General features: G+C 65.1%; 12 protein-coding genes. 7 read left to right on the forward strand and 5 right to left on the reverse strand.

The window, feature by feature from the left end:
- Window positions 1-68 precede the first annotated feature (68 nt).
- The 4 genes from mgtA (at window position 69) to ACPFMA_RS15625 (ending at window position 6,905) form a co-directional block, all read left to right on the forward strand.
- On the forward strand, window positions 69-2,786 hold the full coding sequence (gene mgtA, locus ACPFMA_RS15610; protein WP_425928168.1) for a magnesium-translocating P-type ATPase: 2,718 nt from the start codon (window positions 69-71) through the stop codon (window positions 2,784-2,786).
- A 116-nt stretch (window positions 2,787-2,902) separates the two neighbouring features.
- Window positions 2,903-3,427, forward strand: coding sequence for a sigma-70 family RNA polymerase sigma factor (locus tag ACPFMA_RS15615; protein ID WP_420058139.1), 525 nt, complete (start codon window positions 2,903-2,905; stop codon window positions 3,425-3,427).
- Window positions 3,424-4,365, forward strand: a complete 942-nt coding sequence (locus ACPFMA_RS15620) for a FecR domain-containing protein (protein ID WP_425928169.1) — start codon at window positions 3,424-3,426, stop codon at window positions 4,363-4,365. The genes ACPFMA_RS15615 and ACPFMA_RS15620 overlap by 4 nt, the downstream gene beginning before the upstream one ends.
- A 98-nt stretch (window positions 4,366-4,463) precedes the next feature.
- Complete coding sequence (locus tag ACPFMA_RS15625) at window positions 4,464-6,905, forward strand: TonB-dependent siderophore receptor (RefSeq protein ID WP_420058137.1); 2,442 nt, start codon at window positions 4,464-4,466, stop codon at window positions 6,903-6,905.
- A 398-nt stretch (window positions 6,906-7,303) separates the two neighbouring features.
- On the opposite strand, the gene tssA is transcribed toward ACPFMA_RS15625, so the two are convergent.
- From tssA to ACPFMA_RS15650, 5 genes are read right to left on the reverse strand one after another with little or no spacing between them, the layout of a single operon-like run.
- Window positions 7,304-8,395 (reverse strand): type VI secretion system protein TssA, encoded by a 1,092-nt coding sequence (tssA, locus tag ACPFMA_RS15630; protein ID WP_064304267.1) that lies wholly within the window; start codon window positions 8,393-8,395, stop codon window positions 7,304-7,306.
- The gene (locus ACPFMA_RS15635; protein WP_420058135.1) at window positions 8,392-12,201 is read right to left on the reverse strand and encodes a type VI secretion system protein; all 3,810 of its coding nucleotides are present in this window, start codon (window positions 12,199-12,201) and stop codon (window positions 8,392-8,394) included. Before ACPFMA_RS15635 ends, tssA begins: the two co-directional genes overlap by 4 nt.
- Complete coding sequence (locus tag ACPFMA_RS15640) at window positions 12,198-12,968, reverse strand: DotU family type IV/VI secretion system protein (RefSeq protein ID WP_064304265.1); 771 nt, start codon at window positions 12,966-12,968, stop codon at window positions 12,198-12,200. The genes ACPFMA_RS15635 and ACPFMA_RS15640 overlap by 4 nt, the downstream gene beginning before the upstream one ends.
- Before the next feature lie 16 nt (window positions 12,969-12,984).
- Window positions 12,985-14,319 carry a type VI secretion system baseplate subunit TssK gene (tssK, locus tag ACPFMA_RS15645; protein WP_420058134.1) on the reverse strand — a complete coding sequence of 445 codons (1,335 nt, stop codon included), beginning with the start codon at window positions 14,317-14,319 and terminating at the stop codon, window positions 12,985-12,987.
- 49 nt (window positions 14,320-14,368) lie between these two features.
- On the reverse strand, window positions 14,369-14,839 hold the full coding sequence (locus ACPFMA_RS15650) for a hypothetical protein (RefSeq protein ID WP_064304264.1): 471 nt from the start codon (window positions 14,837-14,839) through the stop codon (window positions 14,369-14,371).
- A gap of 201 nt (window positions 14,840-15,040) precedes the next feature.
- On the opposite strand from ACPFMA_RS15650, the gene tssB reads away from it, so the two are divergent.
- The 3 genes from tssB to ACPFMA_RS15665 all read left to right on the forward strand — a co-directional run bounded on the left by tssB (window position 15,041) and on the right by ACPFMA_RS15665 (window position 17,738).
- Window positions 15,041-15,610: a type VI secretion system contractile sheath small subunit gene (gene tssB / locus ACPFMA_RS15655; protein WP_064304263.1), complete on the forward strand. Its 570-nt coding sequence runs from the start codon at window positions 15,041-15,043 to the stop codon at window positions 15,608-15,610.
- 58 nt (window positions 15,611-15,668) lie between these two features.
- Window positions 15,669-17,162: a type VI secretion system contractile sheath large subunit gene (gene tssC, locus ACPFMA_RS15660; protein WP_064304262.1), complete on the forward strand. Its 1,494-nt coding sequence runs from the start codon at window positions 15,669-15,671 to the stop codon at window positions 17,160-17,162.
- 78 nt (window positions 17,163-17,240) lie between these two features.
- A complete protein-coding gene (locus ACPFMA_RS15665) occupies window positions 17,241-17,738 on the forward strand; it encodes an Hcp family type VI secretion system effector (RefSeq protein ID WP_009395379.1) in 498 nt (165 codons plus the stop codon).
- Window position 17,739 lies beyond the last annotated feature (1 nt).

A 17,739-nucleotide genomic window follows, 5' to 3' on the forward strand; every position in this document is an offset into this window, starting at 1 on the left:
AGCGCACTCCCTGCGCTGCGCAAGCCCTATTGGTGGCGGCCCGCGCGGCAACCACCCGGGAGTAGATCATGCTGTTCAAACGCTTCGGCCAGCGCCTGCTGGCCTTCTTCGACCACGGCCTGAGCCGGCACCTGCGCCGCCAGGCGATCCTTGAATCACTGCGTGGCGGCAGCGCCCGCAGTCACCTGCCTGCAGACTTCGTGCGCCAGCTCACCCTGGTCGCCAAACTGGATAACGACGCCCTCTTCCAGCGCTTCGGCAGCCGTGCCGAAGGGCTCGACGAGGCTCGCGTCGAAGCCATTCGCGCGCGGGCCGGGGCCAACCTGGTGGGCCAGGAAAAGCCGGTCTCGCCCCTGCGCCACCTGTGGTGGTGCTACCGCAACCCGTTCAACCTGCTGCTGACCCTGCTGGCCCTGGTTTCCTGGCTGACCGAAGACCTCAAGGCCGCTACCGTGATCGGCAGCATGGTGCTGATCTCGACCCTGCTGCGCTTCGTCCAGGAGTCGCGTTCGAACCATGCCGCCGAGCGCCTGAAAAGCCTGGTGGCGAATACCGCCAGCGTGCTCCGGCCCGGAATGCCCGGAGCCGACCGGCGCGGCGCGGTGGAAATTGCCTTCCGCGACCTGGTGCCCGGTGACCTGGTGCTGCTCAGCGCCGGCGACATGATCCCCGCCGACCTGCGGGTGCTGGAAGCCAAGGACCTGTTCGTCAGCCAGGCGGCGATCACTGGCGAATCGCTGCCGGTGGAGAAGTTCGCCCTGCCCCGTCACGGCGCCGCCGGCAGCCCGCTGGAGCTCGACAACCTGTGCTTCATGGGCACCAACGTGGTCAGCGGCAGCGCCCGCGCGCTGGTGGTCGGCACCGGCGAGCACACCTGGTTCGGCAACCTCGCCGAACGGGTACTGGCCAGCGACCGCGAGCCCACCGCCTTCCAGCAAGGGGTGAACAAGGTCAGCTGGCTGCTGATCCGCTTCATGCTGGTGATGGCGCCGCTGGTGCTGCTGATCAACGGCTTCACCAAGGGTGACTGGCTGGAGGCTTCGCTGTTCGCCCTGTCCATCGCCGTCGGCCTGACCCCGGAAATGTTGCCGATGATCGTTACCTCGACCCTGGCCAAGGGCGCGGTGGTGCTGTCGCGCAAGAAAGTCATCGTCAAGCGCCTGGACGCCATCCAGAACTTCGGCGCCATGGACGTGCTGTGCACCGACAAGACCGGCACCCTGACCCAGGACCGCATCGTCCTGGAACGCCATACCGATGTGTTCGGTGCCCCCTGTGACGCGGTGCTCGACGATGCCTGGCTCAACAGCCACTACCAGACCGGCCTGAAGAACCTGCTGGATGTCGCCGTGCTGGAACACGCCGACGCCGGGCGCATGGCGCGCCTCGGCGAGCGTTTCGCCAAGGTCGACGAAATCCCTTTCGACTTCCAGCGCCGGCGCATGTCGGTGGTGGTCGGCGAGCAGGACAACGGCCACCGCCTGGTGTGCAAGGGTGCGCTGGAAGAAGTGCTCGAGGTGTGCACCCGGGTGCGCATCGGCAGCGATGAAGTGCCCCTGGACGCCGCCCTGCTGGCGCGCATCCGCCAGCACACCGCCAGCCTCAACGACGATGGCCTGCGGGTGGTCGCGGTAGCGGTACGCCAGTTGCCGGGCGCTCGCGAGCAGTATCGGGTGGCCGATGAAAGCGACCTGCTGCTGACCGGCTACATTGCCTTCCTCGACCCGCCACGGGACAGCACGGCGGCGGCCCTGAAGGTGCTGGCCGAACAGGGAGTCGAGGTCAAGGTGCTGACCGGCGACAACGAGCGCGTCACCCGCCGGGTCTGCCATGACGTGGGCCTGCCGCTGAAGGGATTGCTGCTGGGCGGCGAGATCGATGCCCTGAGCGATCGGCAACTGGGTGAACGCGCCGCCGAGTGCAACCTGTTCGCCCGCCTCACCCCGGCGCACAAGGAGCGCATCGTGCGCCTGCTGCGCCAGCGCGGGCATGTGGTCGGGTTCATGGGCGACGGCATCAACGACGCCCCGGCCCTGCGCGCGGCGGATGTGGGCATCTCGGTGGACTCGGCGGTGGATATCGCCAAGGAAGCGGCGGACATCATCCTTCTGGAAAAGAGCCTGATGGTGCTCGAAGAAGGCGTGGTCGAAGGGCGCAAGACCTTTGCCAACATGCTCAAGTACATCAAGATGACCGCCAGTTCCAACTTCGGCAACGTCTTCAGCGTACTGGTGGCCAGTGCCTTCCTGCCCTTCCTGCCGATGCTGCCGCTGCACCTGCTGGTGCAGAACCTGCTGTACGACGTGTCGCAAACCGCGATCCCGTTCGACCATGTCGATGCCGAGCAACTGCGTAGCCCGCAGCGCTGGCAGGCCGAGGACATCGGGCGCTTCATGCTGTTCTTCGGCCCGCTGAGCTCGATCTTCGACATCCTCACCTATGCGCTGATGTGGTTCGTCTTCGCCGCCGACACGCCGGATCACCAGACCCTGTTCCAGTCCGGCTGGTTCGTCGAAGGGCTACTGTCGCAGACCCTGGTGGTGCACCTGATCCGCACCCGCAAGCTGCCCTTCGTGCAGAGCCGGGCGGCCTGGCCGCTGCTGGCGATGACCGTGGCGATCGTCGCCATCGGCCTGTTGCTGCCGATGTCGCCACTGGCCGGGTACTTCAAGTTGCAGGCGCTGCCGTGGACCTACTTCCCGTTCCTGCTGGCGATCCTGGTGGGCTATGTGGGGGTGGTGCAGGCGATGAAAGGATGGTTTGCGCGGCGGTATGGATGGAAGTGACGGTTAAAGAGGGGCTGTAAGGCCGGTATTGCCCGGGAAAGCCCATTTGCTTTCCCGGACAATCCCTCTATGATTGCGATCAATTCCTAATTGCACCCTGTTATCAGGAGATCCTGGTGCCTGTCTCGCCGCCGCCCTCTTCCGCCCACGACCCGCTCCATGGCCTGTACCGCGACCACAGTGGCTGGCTGCGCGGCTGGTTGCGGCGCCGCCTGGGCGACGGCGAACGCGCCGCCGACCTGACCCAGGACACCTTCCTGCGCCTGATCACCGGTACCGTCGCCTATCCCCTGCGCGAGCCGCGCAATTTCCTCGCCACCGTGGCCAAGCGGGTGATGGTCGATCACCTGCGAAGGCGCAGCCTGGAGCAGGCCTACCTGCAAGCCTTGGGCAATGAGCCGGAGCTGCTCGAAACCTCCCCGGAACAGCGCCTGTTGCTGCTGGAAACCCTGTTGCAACTGGATGCCATGCTCGACGGGCTCGATCACAAGGTGCGCCAGGCCTTCTTCCTGGCCCAGCTCGACGGCCTGCCCTATACCGAGATCGCCCGACGCCTGGACGTATCAGTGAGTTCAGTGACCAAGTACATCGCCCGGGCCACCGAGCAGTGCCTGCTGTTCAGCCTGGACGCGGCACGGTGAATCCGGGGGCCCAGCGCGTTGCCCTGCGGGATGCGGCCAACTGGTACGCGCGCCTCGGCGCGGCGCCGGACTGTTCCGGTACACGGCATCAATGGCAGGCCTGGCTGGAACAGGACGCCATGCACCAATGGGCCTGGCAACGCCTCGAAAGGTTGCAGAGCGAGCTGCACGGACTGCCCCCGGCCTTGACTCGCGATACCCTGGCCAGCGACCTTGAGCAACCTGCCCGCCGCCTGCTGCTCAAGGGACTGGTCCTCGGCACGGGCGTCTCCGCGCTGGCCTGGAGCGGCTACCGACAGTCGCCGTTGTGGCTGGCAGACCTGCGCACGGCAACGGGCGAGCGCCGTCGCATCCTCCTCGCCGACGGCACGCAACTGATCCTCAACACCGCTTCCGCCGTGGACATCCGCTTCAGCGCCGAACAGCGCCTGATCCTCCTCCACGCCGGAGAAATCCTCGTCGCCACCGCCAAGGACCCGCGACCGCTCAGCGTGCGCAGCCGCCACGGGCACATGCGCGCTCTGGGGACGCGCTTCAGCGTGCGTCAGGAAGACAACTGCACCGAACTGCAGGTACTCGAACATGCGGTCGCCGTGCGCAACCGCGCGGGAGCAGCGGAACTGCAGGTCGAGGCCGGGATGGGGCTGCGCTTCGCCGACGGTCCGCTACCGGCTGCGCAGCCACTGGACCCGAATGGCGCCGAATGGGCCAATGGCCGCCTGGTCATCGACAACTGGCGCCTGGACCGCACCCTCGCCGAATTGCAGCGCTATCGCCCCGGATTCATCCAGTGCGCCGACGACGTCGCCCATCTGCGCCTGTCCGGCGCCTACCCACTGGCCGACACCGACCGCGCCTTGGCCGCAATCGCCAAGGTGCTTCCGGTACGCATCGACCAGCGCACCCGCTACTGGATCAAGGTGCGCGGGCGCAGCTGAGTGCTCAATGAAAAATATTTTCATTTTCCTTTGTCGATTTGGACTTCTCGCTCGACCCCTCCTTCAAATCGCCGCCATTGCCCTTGAAGGAGCCCCGCATGCAACACCCCGCCTTTGCCCGAAAACCTCTGGTCGTCGCCTTGCTGGGCGCTGCGCTGGGCCTGCAGGCCGGGCTGATCCAGCCGCTCGCCGCCAGCGGCCAGGCCCGTGCCGAAGAACCCCAGCGCCGCTATGCCATTGCCCCCGGCCCGCTGGGCGCGGTGCTCAGCCGCTTCGCCAGCGACGCCGGGGTGGTGCTGTCGTTCGATGCCCGCCTGACCCAGGACCGGCGCAGCCCGGGCTTGCAAGGTAGCTACAGCGTCGAGCAGGGTTTCGCCCTGCTGCTGCGCGACAGCGACCTGCAGGTGGTGCGCAGTGGCGGCAGCGATTACCTGCTGCTGCCACGCAGCAGCGACGACGCCATGAACCTGGGCGCCACCACCATCAACGCCGCCGGCCTGGGCACTACCACCGAGGGCACCCACTCCTACGCCACCTCCGCCGTGACCATCGGCAAATCCACCCAGAGCCTGCGGGAAACCCCGCAATCAGTGACGGTGATGACCCGCCAGTTGATGGACGACAAGAACCTCAACAGCCTCGACAAGGTCATGAGCAAGACCCCGGGCATCACCTTCAGCCAGCGCAACTACGGTGCCCATGTGTTCCAATCCCGCGGCTTCGTGCTTGGCGAGGAAAGCTATTTGATGGACGGCGTGCCCGGCCAGGCCTACACGGTGACCGGCTGGCTGCCACCGGACATGGCGGTGTATGACCGGGTCGAGGTCCTGCGCGGCGCCAGCGGCCTGCTGGTGGGTGCCGGCAACCCGGGCGGTGCGGTCAACCTGGTGCGCAAGCGGCCAACCGCCGAGCCACGTTTCTCGGTAACCGCCCGTGCCGGCTCGTGGGACAACTATCGCCTCGACCTGGATGGCAGCGGCCGGCTTAACGACTCCGGCACCGTGCGCGGGCGCTTCGTCGCCGCCTATGAAGACAGGCACTCCTACCTCGACGAACTGGAATCCCGCACGCCGCTGCTGTACGGCATCATCGAGGCCGACCTGAGCGACGACACCACGCTGACCGCCAGCCTTCGCCACCAGACCGGCGATATCAACGGCTATTCGATCTTCGGCCTGCCGCGCTACAGCAACGGCCAGTCCCTCGGCCTGTCGCGTTCCACCGCCCTGGTCCAGGACTGGAACAGCCACGAAACCGAGATGAACGAGGTATTCCTCGAACTGGACCACCGCTTCGACGACCGCTGGACCAGCACCACCTCGTTGAGCCATTCCAAGGGCCAGGTCTACCAGGCGCTGGCCTACGCCCGCGGGGCCATCGACCCGATCACCCGGACCGGTTCGACCTTTCGCGGCGTCGAGTTCCGCAAGGTCGGCATCGACAGCACCGGCATCGATAGCCACATCGACGGCAGCTTCGACGCGTTCGGCCTGACCCACCAACTGACCCTGGGGGGCAACTGGTCGAAGCAGCGGATCGACGACAAGGCGGCGGATATCTACTTCGATGACCCGGTGCCAGTGGATGTCTTCGACCCCGACCACCACTCCATCGCCAAACCGGCGCGCCCGGCCTGGACCTCGGCCAACGACCTCGTCGACCAGCGCTACGGGCTGTATGCCAATACCCGGCTCAAGCTGGCCGAGCCCCTGACCCTGGTTCTCGGCGGGCGGGTGAGCTGGTACGACTACGACTACACCTACAACCTCAAGGAAGCGCCGGACTATCAGTCCAAGGAAACCGGCCAGGTCACCCCGTTCGCCGGGCTGATCTACGACTTCAGCCAGGACTGGTCGTGGTACGCCAGCTACGCCGATATCTTCATGCCACAGAGCAACTACGTGAGCTACGCCGGCTCGCCCCTGAAGCCGGCGATCGGCACCAACTACGAAACCGGGATCAAGGGCGAGCTGTTCGACAAGGCCCTGAACCTGTCCGTGGCGCTGTTCTATATCAAGCAGAAGGATGCCGCCTACTTTGACCCTGACGAAAACCACAGCTGCCCGCAGAATGCCAACGGCTTCTGCTGGCTCAACGGCGTGGTCCAGCGCAGCAAGGGCGTGGACATCGAGGCCAGCGGCGAGCTGCTGCCGGGCCTGCAGGTACTGGCCGGCTACACCTACAACAGGACGGCCAGCAGTGGCACCGAACGGCTGTCCAGCGAAACGCCACGCCACCTGGCCAAGGTTTCCACCAGCTACAACCTGCCCGGTGCGTGGAACCGGGTGACGCTGGGCGCCGGGGTGCAGGCGCAATCGGGCTACGAAAACGAAACCTGGGACGGCTATGGCTACGGTGCCGCCGGACGGGCGATCTGGGATGCGCGGGTCGCCTACCGGATGGACGAGCACTGGACACTGAGCCTGGTCGGGGAAAACCTGGCGGATCGCAAGTACTACGTTTCGGCAGACGGAACCGACCGGGTCAACCTGTATGGTGAGCCACGCAACTATATGCTGACCCTGCGCGGGGAGTTCTAGGAGGGTGCTGAATGGTCCGGCCTCATAGTGGGGCTGGGCATGGTCTTCGGCACCTCCCGGCTGCGCGGGCTGTACCTGCGGGTCGAGCGCTGGATCAACGGGTTCGCGGGCGCAGCGCTGGTCACGCTGGGGGTGCAGCGGGTCTTCAGTCGCTGAGCTTGTCCCCCTGTAGGAGCTGGCTTGTCGGAGCGCCGAACCGCTGCGATGGACCGAGCCCTGTGGGAGCGGGTTCACCCGCGATTGCAGTAGTGAATTCACCATAGCAATCGCGGGTAAACCCGCTCCCACTGGGTACGCGTCGTGCTTTGGAACTGTTCTCTGCGCGACAGCGCAGCCTGAAAGGCTGGGCGGACTCCCACAGGGGCCACATTCCAATCAGGGACTGCGTCGTCGCTGTGTTAAAGAACCCCCAGCAAGGTCCACAACCGCCGCGCCTCGGCATCCGAATTGATCAGTTCCCCCAGCAGTTCGCGCAGCGGCTTGTTGCCCCATTCCACGCCGCGACGGATCAGGTACGGCACCGGGCTGTGCGGCTCGGTACGGGCCAGGTAGTCGGCGATCACCAGCAGTTGCCGGTAGGCTTCCTCACGGGTGCGCGGCTCGGCGAACGGCGCGCGGGGTTCGATTGCGGCAGACAGGTCCATCGCGCGGGGTTTCTCCGGTTCGGGTTGCGTGGCTTCGGGCTCGGGCGGCAGCAATTGCGGCGGGTGCAGCGCGAGGAATTCACGCAGCAGGTTTTCCAGGTTGTCCAGTTGCTTGCGCAAGCGCACGAACGAAGGCCCCTCGCCGCCCAGGTTGCGATCGCACCAGCCATCGAGCAGCAACAGTTGCGCCTTGGTGGTTTCCACCGCCTTGACCCCTTCGAGCCACCAGGCGACCGGCGTTCGCCGAACCTCGTCGTTGACCTTGTTCTGCAATGCCTGGGCCGCTTCGGCAGCGACCTTAGCCGGCTTGCTGTCATTGATCTGCACCTGGCGTTGCTTCATCTGCTGCCAGCTGTACAGGTTGAAGACGCCGATCTCTGCGGATACCTGGGGAAACAACGGCATCCGGGTATGGATCACCTCGTCATAGCGCCGCGCCATCCAGAGCAGCGGCGCGGCGCGGCGACCAGGGTCATCGTCGTCCAGTTGCGGATGCAGATCGCCGGGGTAGCGCTCGCACAGGCCACCGATCAGCGCCAGGGCATCGACCATACCCTTGAGCCCCTCGCGGTGCAGCCAGGCCTCGCCGAGCCAGGCGGCGATCATCAGGTCCTTGCTGCGCGTCTTCATGACATCGCTGGCGATCACTTCGACCTTTTCCCAGTCGGCACGCTTGACCTCGGTGGTCGACCACACGCCCGTGGGCAGGCTGGTGTCATCTTCGCGGCGCAGTTCCTTGATGCGGTCGAACACCGCCTCGTAGTGCAGGTCGGTACCACAGGGCAGGTTCGCGGAAACGGGTTCGAGCAACTGGCTGACCCGCGCGGAGAAGCCGGGGGTAGTCATGGTAGATCTCCTGAATCGACCACGGCACGCGAGGCGTAGCCGAGGGGGGATGACGGCGCCTGGACCGGCAGCGGATGAATGGACAGGGGCGCCTTGCCCCCCTGGCTCATCAGCGACAGGCGCAGGAACATCCGCGTCTGGTTGTCTTCCTCGGGCTGGGCGTGCACCGGCACTTCCAGGCTCAGGGGGAATTCGGTGTAGTCGACATTCGGCTGGCGCAGCGTGGAACCGTGGGCCGCCATCATGCGCAGCAGCGCCCAGGGCCCCTGGTACTGCCATTCGGCTTCCAGGCCGTTGACGTGGAGTTGCTGCTGCACCGGGTCGTTGACCGGCCGCTGGGTGCCGTCGCGGGCCCAGCGCAAGCGCAGATCGAGGGTCTGGCCGAGGCTCCAGTGCAACACCTGCTCATCCCCCGGCCAGACGATTTCTCGATTGCCGGCAGCCAGGGTCCAGGCGATGACCTGGTCGGCGCCGCGTTCGCTGTCGCGGTCGGTACGCCAGGTCACTTCCATGTCGATCCCGGACAGGCCGGCCTTGTCGCGCATGAGGATCGCCCCGAGCCAGGGGCGGGCCAGTGCGATCCGGTCGAGGAATTCGCCGGCCGCCGCGCGATCGCGGACCGTCAGCAGGCCGAGACCGTCCCGCGCCTGTGGCAGGCGGTTGTCGATCAGGGTGAGGAAATACTGCACCCGTGCAGGGTCCGCGTCTGGCGCATGGCGGTCGCTGGCAAAGGGGAAGCGCCCGGCCAGGTACTGATTGAAATAGCCGGCCAGTTCGTTCCAGGCGCCGGCCACGCTCTGCCGCTGGAGGTACTGGCAACGCTGCAGGGCGCTGCGCTGCAGGGCATTCCAGTGCTGGGTGAGTTGCCCGGAAGCATGGGGCGCGAGGGCCGAGCCGAGGATCTTGGCGCAACTGCCCTGGTCCATGTCGTTGAAGTCGCGCACGATCAGTTGGGTGATCAGGGCTGGCGAGCTGGACGGGTTCTGGGCCTTGTACTTGACCATCTCCTCGCTAAGGGAATTGAAACGGTTGACCAGCTCCGCCTCGCCGAGGTTGAGGCTCGGCAACTGGGTCATCAGCCAGTCCTTGGCCGGCGCCGCCTGTTCGGTGATCGCGGTGATCACGGCGAACTGTTGCTCCAGGCTGCCCTTCAGGTCCTGGGAATCCACTGCACGGAACAGGCGCAGGCCCAGGTCCTTGGTGCCGTCCCACTGGTTGATGGCGCTGTAGTCACGGAACAGCGGCTGCTGGTAGACCTCCTCGATGGCCAGGGACACATCGGCCAGGGCGCTGCGGTTCAAGGCGCTTTGCAGGCCGCTGGCCAGGTCCGGGCGCTGCAGCTGGATAAACGCACCGTGCACGGCCAGGGCCTGGTCGGTGCGCACCTGGAAGGTCGCGGCGCCGGGCAGTTCGCTGTCCACGGTCTGACGGCCCAGGCTGGCCCACATGGCGTCGCCCGCCACCGTTTCGGCCGTCTTCAGCAGGGCATTGCGGTACACCGGAGGAATGCCCGCCAGCGACTCGTGGGCATACTGCCGATAGCTGTCGGCATAGCTCTGCGCCAGGCGCAGGCCCTCGCCATCCACATGGCTCAGCGGCGTCGCCTCGCCCAGCGCATCCTCGCGCAGGGCCCGGGCGACGAAGTCACGCTTGAGCAAGAGGTTGATCGCGCTTTGCAGATGGACGATGCGGTCCTGCAAGGCCAGTTGCCCGGCAGCGTTCTGCACCAGCAGGTTGCGGCTCGACGAGCCCTGGGCGATCCACTGTTCCTTGAAGGCGTATTGCATCTGCTCGGCCTGGCGCTCGGTCTCGTCGGCGATGGCCGGGCCCAGCAGCTTGCTCTGGCGGATCTTTTCCAGCAGTTCCCCGTAGCCTGCCACCAGGTCCTGGCCCTTGCCGCGGCTCCAGGTGGAGTTGGTCAGGTCGATGGCCGACTGCAGGTCTTCGATCAGCGCATCCACATGTTCCAGCTCGCGCAGGGTCTGCCCGGCACCGTTTTCCAGGCGGTCAAGGTAGAGCTTGAGGTAACCGGCGGAAACGACATAGCCGTCGGTGCGGAAATAGTGCCCCAGCCAGTTGCCCATCAGCTGGTTGAAGTTGCCCTGGATGGTGCTGCGGTACAGCGACAGGTCTAGCGGCTTGAGCGGGCTGATGCCCTGGTTGACCAGCAGGCGGTTGTAGTAGCGCTCGTTGGGCAGGGTGCCGGCGTTCAGGTTCATGTCCAGGACCTGGTTGCTCAGCGGGATCAACTGGTCGAGCGGGGTCTTCTGGTTGGCCTGGGCCTGGCCATAGAGGCTGGCCACCTGCTCCAGGCGCAGCACCTTGTGCACCAGTTCGCGCGCCTTGAGGTAGCTCGGCCATTGCGCCGGATCACCGCCCTGGGGCGCAGCCGTACGCCGGGAGGCCTCGGCGATGGCCAGTACATCACGCAGCTCGGCCTGCAGCAGGTCGTGGATCGGCTGCTGCATATGGGTCATGGCGGTGCGCTGCAGCACCCGGTCCATGTCCTGGTCCAGCGACGAGAACCAGGAGGTCGGATAGGCCAGCGAGGTGAAGTGCCAGCGTGGCGCACGCTCCAGCACATTCCAGAAACTCTGCACGTTGTGCCGGGTCAGTTCCTGGCGATGACTGTCGTCAGGGACCGCGACGTAGTCGTTCTGTGCGTTCTGCAACAGGCGCGACAATTCGCCAGCATCGCGCAGCGAATCGCGCCACACCCAGATCATGCCGATGGCCCAGAGCACACCGACCACCGCCGCGCTCACCGCGACGATGCGCTGCCAGCGCTGGCGCAGTTGCAACAGCCGCGGAATCGGCCGGGCCAGGCCGCGCTCGGCGTTGATGCGTTGCTGCCAAAGGCCGTGGGCGAAGACGTTCTGCACCCGCGGCTGGTCCAGCGCAGTCAATGCCCCGGCCTCGCCCGACATGGCCTGGGTGCCGGTGAAGTACAGGCCGCGCAGGGCCGGCGCCTCGCCGTGGGTGTTGCCCTGGAACACCGGCCACAGGAGCATCTGCAGGTTGCGTCGCATGCCCTCGAAACGCTGCGGCAGGGTGTCCAGTTCGTTGCTCAGTTGCCCGGACAGGGTCCCCATTTGCACGATCGCTTCGGACAGCGCATGGCTGATACCATCCACCGCGTCGTCGGTCCACTGCGATTGCCAGGCCGCCTCCGCCGGATACGGCGAAGACCAGCCGAGCGCCTGCTTGCGTGCCTGCTCCGGCAAGGCCCGGGCCAGTTCCTGGAAGCCCGGCACCTCGTCCATCCCGGTGACCAGGACATACACCGGCAGGCTGGTACCCAGGCGTTGCAGCAGGTCGATGAAGCGCCGGCGTGCGTCGAGGCCCAGGGTCGCGGCGCGGTCGGCGTCGAGCAGGTCGGCGGCGGCGATGGTCCAGATCACGCCGTCCAGCGGGCGGCGCGAGCGCAGGCGCAATAGCAGGCCGATCAGGTTCCACCAGCCGCTGGCCTGCTTCATGCCCTCGCCGGGCATGAACAGCGCCTGCGGCACCACCAGTACAGCGCCGCTGGGGTCCGCCCACCAGCGACCGAACCAGGCCGGTTTGTCCACCGGGTTGAGGTTCCAGTCGGCGCACAGGCGCTTGCCTTCGACCTCGTCGCCAAGCATCAGCAGCCAGGGAGCCTGGTAGCGGTCGCTGACCCCCTGTTCGTGTTCCATCTGACGCACGGCCAGATAAAAGCTGCGCACCGTCGCGCCATTGCGGCTGCGTAGCCACAGCACCAGCAGCACCACCAGCAGCAGGACGACCAGGATGCCAATCACCCAGGCCACGACGGACAGGCTCATGAAATCGGCTCCTGGACCTGGTGGGGCACGGCCAGGTGCAGCACCGGCGACAGTTCCTGGCCAATATCGCGCCAGAACAGGTGGCCGACTGCGACCAGCAGCAAGGTCACGCCAAGGATCAGCAGGCCCAGGCGCACCCCGTCGCCCATGGCTTCCCGCGGCGCAAGCTGCTGTGGCCGGACACTGGCCGGCTCTGCCAGCAGGGCACCGACGTTGGTGTAGTCCGGGTCACGCTGGCGGGTGAAGTTGTACAGCGCATGCCGCCATTTGGCGTGCAGCGCTTCGCCGCCGGGTCCGCGCAGGCGGCCATGGAAACCGAGGATCAGGCACAACAGGTAGACATTGCCCAGGTCCTGGCTGGTGGGTGCCTGTTCATCGAGCAGGCGCTTGATTTCCACCGGCAGGCGATCGCCGGCCTGGCGGCTGCTGTACAGGCGCAACTCCAGCGGGCGCTCCTGCCACACCGGCTGGCCGGGCCAGTCGGCGAACAGCAGGGTTTCGTCGACCAGGGCGACGAAGGCGTAGACCATCGACTTGACCTGCAAGGGCGCCGAATCGCCGACGCTGGCAAAGGCCGTACGCCACAGGCGACGGGTGGCGCCGGTGGAGAGCTCGACCACCTGGTCGACGAGTTTGTCGAGGTCCTGGCCGCGCTTGTCCAGTTCGTCCCAGGCTTGCGCCCAGTCCTGCCAGGCCTGGTGAAAGGCACTGGTCAGGGGCGCATCCTGCACGCCGCGATAACGCGAAACGGCAATCCCTTCTGGCATAGGCTTCCCTACCGTGTCAGGCGTCTTGTTCTTCGTGGTCGTCGTCGATCAGCAGTACGATCTGCCAGGGCCGGAAGGCTTCACCCGAGCCGGTGGACACGATCTGCAACGGCTGGTGCGGGTCGAAGCCCGGGCCACCGGCCTCGATCACGAACAGGCGGGTATCGTCGCCGACCCCGTAGGCCACCTGATCCTTGCGGCTCATCGGGTTATGCGCCAGGCCCGGGCGGCGCTGGCGCGCCAGTTCGGGCACCTGTGCGGCAGAGGCGATGATGGTCCGCCCCAGCCACAGGCGGGCACCCTCCTCGGGCGTTCCGGCCGGCATGCGCAGGCCGATGACCAGGGTCTGGCTGGCCGCCGACGATGGCAGGCTGATCTCGTAGACATTGCCCATCTGCCTGAACAGATGGCTGCGATAGCCCAGGCGCAGCTTGCCCAGTACCTGCTCCATCCAGCGCAGCACCTCGTCGTAGCCGCGGTACAGGTCAAGAAAATCCAGCGGCGCAAAGGCCGGAACGCCCCTGGCCGGATCGAGCACCGACCAACTGCCGGCCATGCCCAGCAACAACCCGTGCAGGCCCTGGGGCGTGGCGATGCGGCTGTTGAGCAGGCCTTCGACTTCCGGCAGGCGCGCCCACAGGGCTGCCGATTGCCGGCGCAGTTCCTCGGCACTACCGGCATCCCCTTGCAGCGCCTGCAGGCGCTTGCCGAGGAAGACGCATTTCTCGCGGATCATCGCGCAGAGCTGGAAGACCCGCTGGCCCAGGGGCGATTCGGGCAGGATGCGCGGCGTCGGTGCAATGAAATCATCCATTACCTTGTAGCCGCCATCGGCCTTGCTGATCCGCAGCAACGGCAGGCACACGGTGTCGGCCTTGCTGGCATCGGTCACCAGGCGCGGGTGCGGTATCCAGACCTGGACGGGCTCGTCATCGAGGTTGTTGTCGAGGTTGGGTACCGGCTCGCTGAGCGCCGACCGCCAGCGACCGTCCAGCGGGCGCAGGCGCTGGCCCTGCCAGATCGGGCTGACGGCGAGGTAAAGGGTGACACTGGCATCGGGCGCGGCGGCGATCACCTCGACCAGGTCGAACTCGGGCAGGCCGCCCTCCCCCGGTTCGATACTGATCGGCATGCCGTCGGGCAACGTAGCCTCCAGACCAAGGATACGCAGCTTGCCGGCGACCAGCGCCGGCTGCTCCCAGGACAGTTGGGTCACGCCCCAATACCAGGGGTTGGCGGCCCTGGCCAGGTGCGCGGCAATGGCCTCGGCCCGCAGTCCTTGCAACTGAAAATGCTGGGGCAGCAGTTGCATGCCTTCGTACCAGCAGACCACATCAGGTCGCACGCTCATAGGTTCCCTTGACATCCTGTATTTGGCATCTGTGCAAACGCGCCCGCGCTCAGCGCAGGTTCTGGTCGAGCAGGGTCATCTCGCGCGCATCGAATTTCAAGCGGATGCTGCGCTGGTCTTCCAGGCGCAGGCGATGGGCGCCCGGGCTCTGGTAATTGGCAAAGGCCACGAGCCCTACCGAGGGTTTTCCGTCCAGCGGGAAGGTCGATGATTCAATCAACTGTCCCGGCACCAGTTCCAAACCCCAGACATAAAGATATTGACGAAAGTCGCGCTGATATTGATCGCGCGTTGCAAACCATTGTTTTGCTGTAAGTCCCGATAACTTTGCAAGCAAATCATTATCGTTGACGGCAATAAAGTCGACCGCGATGGGCGAGTCATCATTTGCACGCAAAGCAACATCGAGGGTAACTCCGTCGACACTTACCCTGGATCCAAAATAGGCGCAGCCGGCCATGTAGGCCAAGCCTGAAAGTATCACCGCCATCCTTAAAAACTTGAACTTCTTAAGACGCATAATGATCCAAGAAAAGTTTTATTTGCATTTCCGGATGCCTGTTATAGCATCCATGCCAATTCGCCACCACGACGAATTGAGGTGATTGCGGAAAACAGGATCCTCCAACGCGAGTGTGTCCGCTCCGCGGTCTAAGCAAGGGAATGCGATCAGTGGGAAACCGTTGCATTGCGCCCGCCTTCTGCATCGGAGTCAGCCACTATGGAAGAGAGTATTCAGCACAAGCTGGGCCGGGTTCGTCCGCCTCGTGTGCAGATCACCTACGACGTCGAAATCGGCAACGCCATCGAGAAAAAGGAACTGCCGCTGGTCATGGGCATCCTGGCGGACCTTTCCGGCGCCACGCCCAACCCGGAAAAACTCAATGAGCGTCGCTTCGTCGAGATCGACAGCGACAACTTCAACCAGGTCCTCAATTCGATCAAGCCCAGCGTTACCGTCAACGTCAAGAACACCCTTAGCGGCGGCAACTCCCCTCTTAGCGCCAAGCTGGTCTTCGAGTCGATCGAAGACTTCGATCCGATCAACGTGGTGAAAAAAGTCGATGCACTCAAGGTGCTGTTCGGTGCCCGCGAACGCCTGCGCGATCTGCTGACCAAGCTCGATGGCAACGACAGGCTCGATGAAATGCTGAAGCAGGTGCTGTCCAGTGCCGACGAGGATCTTGAGCTGATCAAGGCGGCTCGCTCCGATGCCACGGCGAAAACCGACGCCAAGCCCGAAGACAAGACAGACGACGCGGATACCGGCGAAACCCCGGAAACCAAGTAACCGGCCCGACGCCTGATTCGCCCGCCCGATCATTCCCCTTGCATCCGGAGACTTCACCATGCCCGCGTCCAGCACCGAGAATCCAAGCGAAGGCAGCACCCAGACCCTGACCCTGCTGGAAAAGATCATCCAGGAAGGTCAGATCATTCATGACGAGAGCCAGAAGGTCTACGCCCAGGACCTGATCGCCGAGTTCGCCAGCCAGGTACTCGACAAGGCCCTCACCGTCAGCCAGGGCGAAGACCCTGACACCCGCGCGCTGATCAACAACCGCATCGAGCAGATCGACAAGCTGATCGGCGACCAGCTCAACGAAATCCTCCACGACGAAGGCTTCCAGAAGCTCGAAGCGTCCTGGCGCGGCCTGCATATGCTGGTCAGCAACACCGAGACCAGCACCCGCCTGAAACTGCGCCTGCTCAACGTGTCGCAGGACGAACTGAAGAAAGACCTGACCCGCGCTGTCGACTTCGACCAGACCGTGCTCTTCAAGAAGATCTACGAAGAGGAATACGGCACCTTCGGTGGCAACCCGTTCAGCGTCCTCGTCGGCGATTACTTCTTCGGCCGCCACCCGCAGGACATCGCCTTGCTGCGCAAGCTGTCCGAAGTCGCCGCCAATGCCCACGCGCCCTTCATCGCCGCGGCCAGCCCATTGTTGTTCGACATGAAGCAGTTCACCGACCTGGGCGTACCGAAGGACCTGGCCAAGCTGTTCGAAAGCCTGGAGCTGGGCCCCTGGCAAGACTTCCGCAATACCGAGGACTCGCGCTACGTGTCCCTGGTGCTGCCACGCTTCCTCCTGCGCCTGCCCTACGGCCCGGACACGCTGCCGGTGGAGGGCATGAACTTCACCGAGAACGTCAGCGACCCGGACGGCAAGCAGTACCTGTGGGGCAACGCCGCCTGGGCCCTAGCCCGGCGCATCACCGACGCCTACGCCAGGTTCGGCTGGGCGGCGGCGATCCGCGGCGCCGAGAGCGGTGGCGCGTTGACCAACCTGCCGCAGCACACCTTCAAGACCGCGTCCGGCGACCTGACCCTCAAATGCCCGACCGAAGTGGCAATCACCGACCGCCGCGAGAAGGAGCTCAACGACCTCGGCTTCATCGCCCTGTGCCACAAGAAAAACACCGGTACCGCGGTATTCTTCGGCGGCCAGACCACCAACAAGCCACGCACCTACAACACCAACGAGGCCAATGCCAACGCGCGGATCTCCTCGATGCTGCCGTATGTGCTGGCGTCGTCGCGCTTCGCCCATTACCTGAAGGTCATCATGCGTGACAAGGTGGGCAGCTTCATGACCCGCGACAACGTACAGACCTACCTGAACAACTGGATCGCCGACTACGTGCTGGTCAACGACAACGCGCCCCAGGACATCAAGGCCCAGTACCCGCTGCGTGAAGCCCGCATCGATGTGACCGAGGTCGCCGGCAAGCCGGGCGCCTACCGTGCCACGGTGTTCCTGCGTCCGCACTTCCAGCTCGAAGAGCTGACCGCCTCGATCCGCCTGGTAGCCACCCTGCCACCACCGGTCGCTGCCTGACCCTGGCTCCTGCGGGCCCGGCCCGCAGGAGTGCTTTCCCTACCTATTCGAATTTTCTGACTGCAGGAGCTTCACGCGATGGATGCGATCATTCTGGATCTGGGCGACGACATCAAAGGTGACTCGCTGATCGAAGGCTACAAGGACAAGATCGAGATCATGTCCTACAGCCACAACGTTGCCATGCAGGTGACCAACGACGTCAGCAACACCGAGCGGACGTCGGGCAAGCCCTTCGTCGGCGAATTCACCCTGACCAAGTTCATCGATACCTCCACCCCCAACCTCAATCTCTATTGCGTCTCCGGCAAGCCGGTGGCCGAGGCCAAGATCACCGTCGGCCGTAACGCCGCCGAGAGCAGCGGGCAGATCATGCCCTTCATCGTCTACACCCTGACCAACGTGATCTTCTCCAATGTCAGCGTCAGCGGCGGCACCGGTGGCAAGCCGGTGGAAACGATTTCCCTGAACTTCACCAAGATCAAATGGGAACTGACCACGCAGAAAGACGACGGCACCAAGGAAGGCGTGGCGGGCACCAGCTGGGACATGACCCTGAACAAGGCCGGTGCCTGAG

Origin of the sequence: Pseudomonas sp. NyZ201 (assembly GCF_049860765.1) — a bacterium.
Classification (GTDB): Bacteria; Pseudomonadota; Gammaproteobacteria; order Pseudomonadales; family Pseudomonadaceae; genus Aquipseudomonas; species Aquipseudomonas bharatica.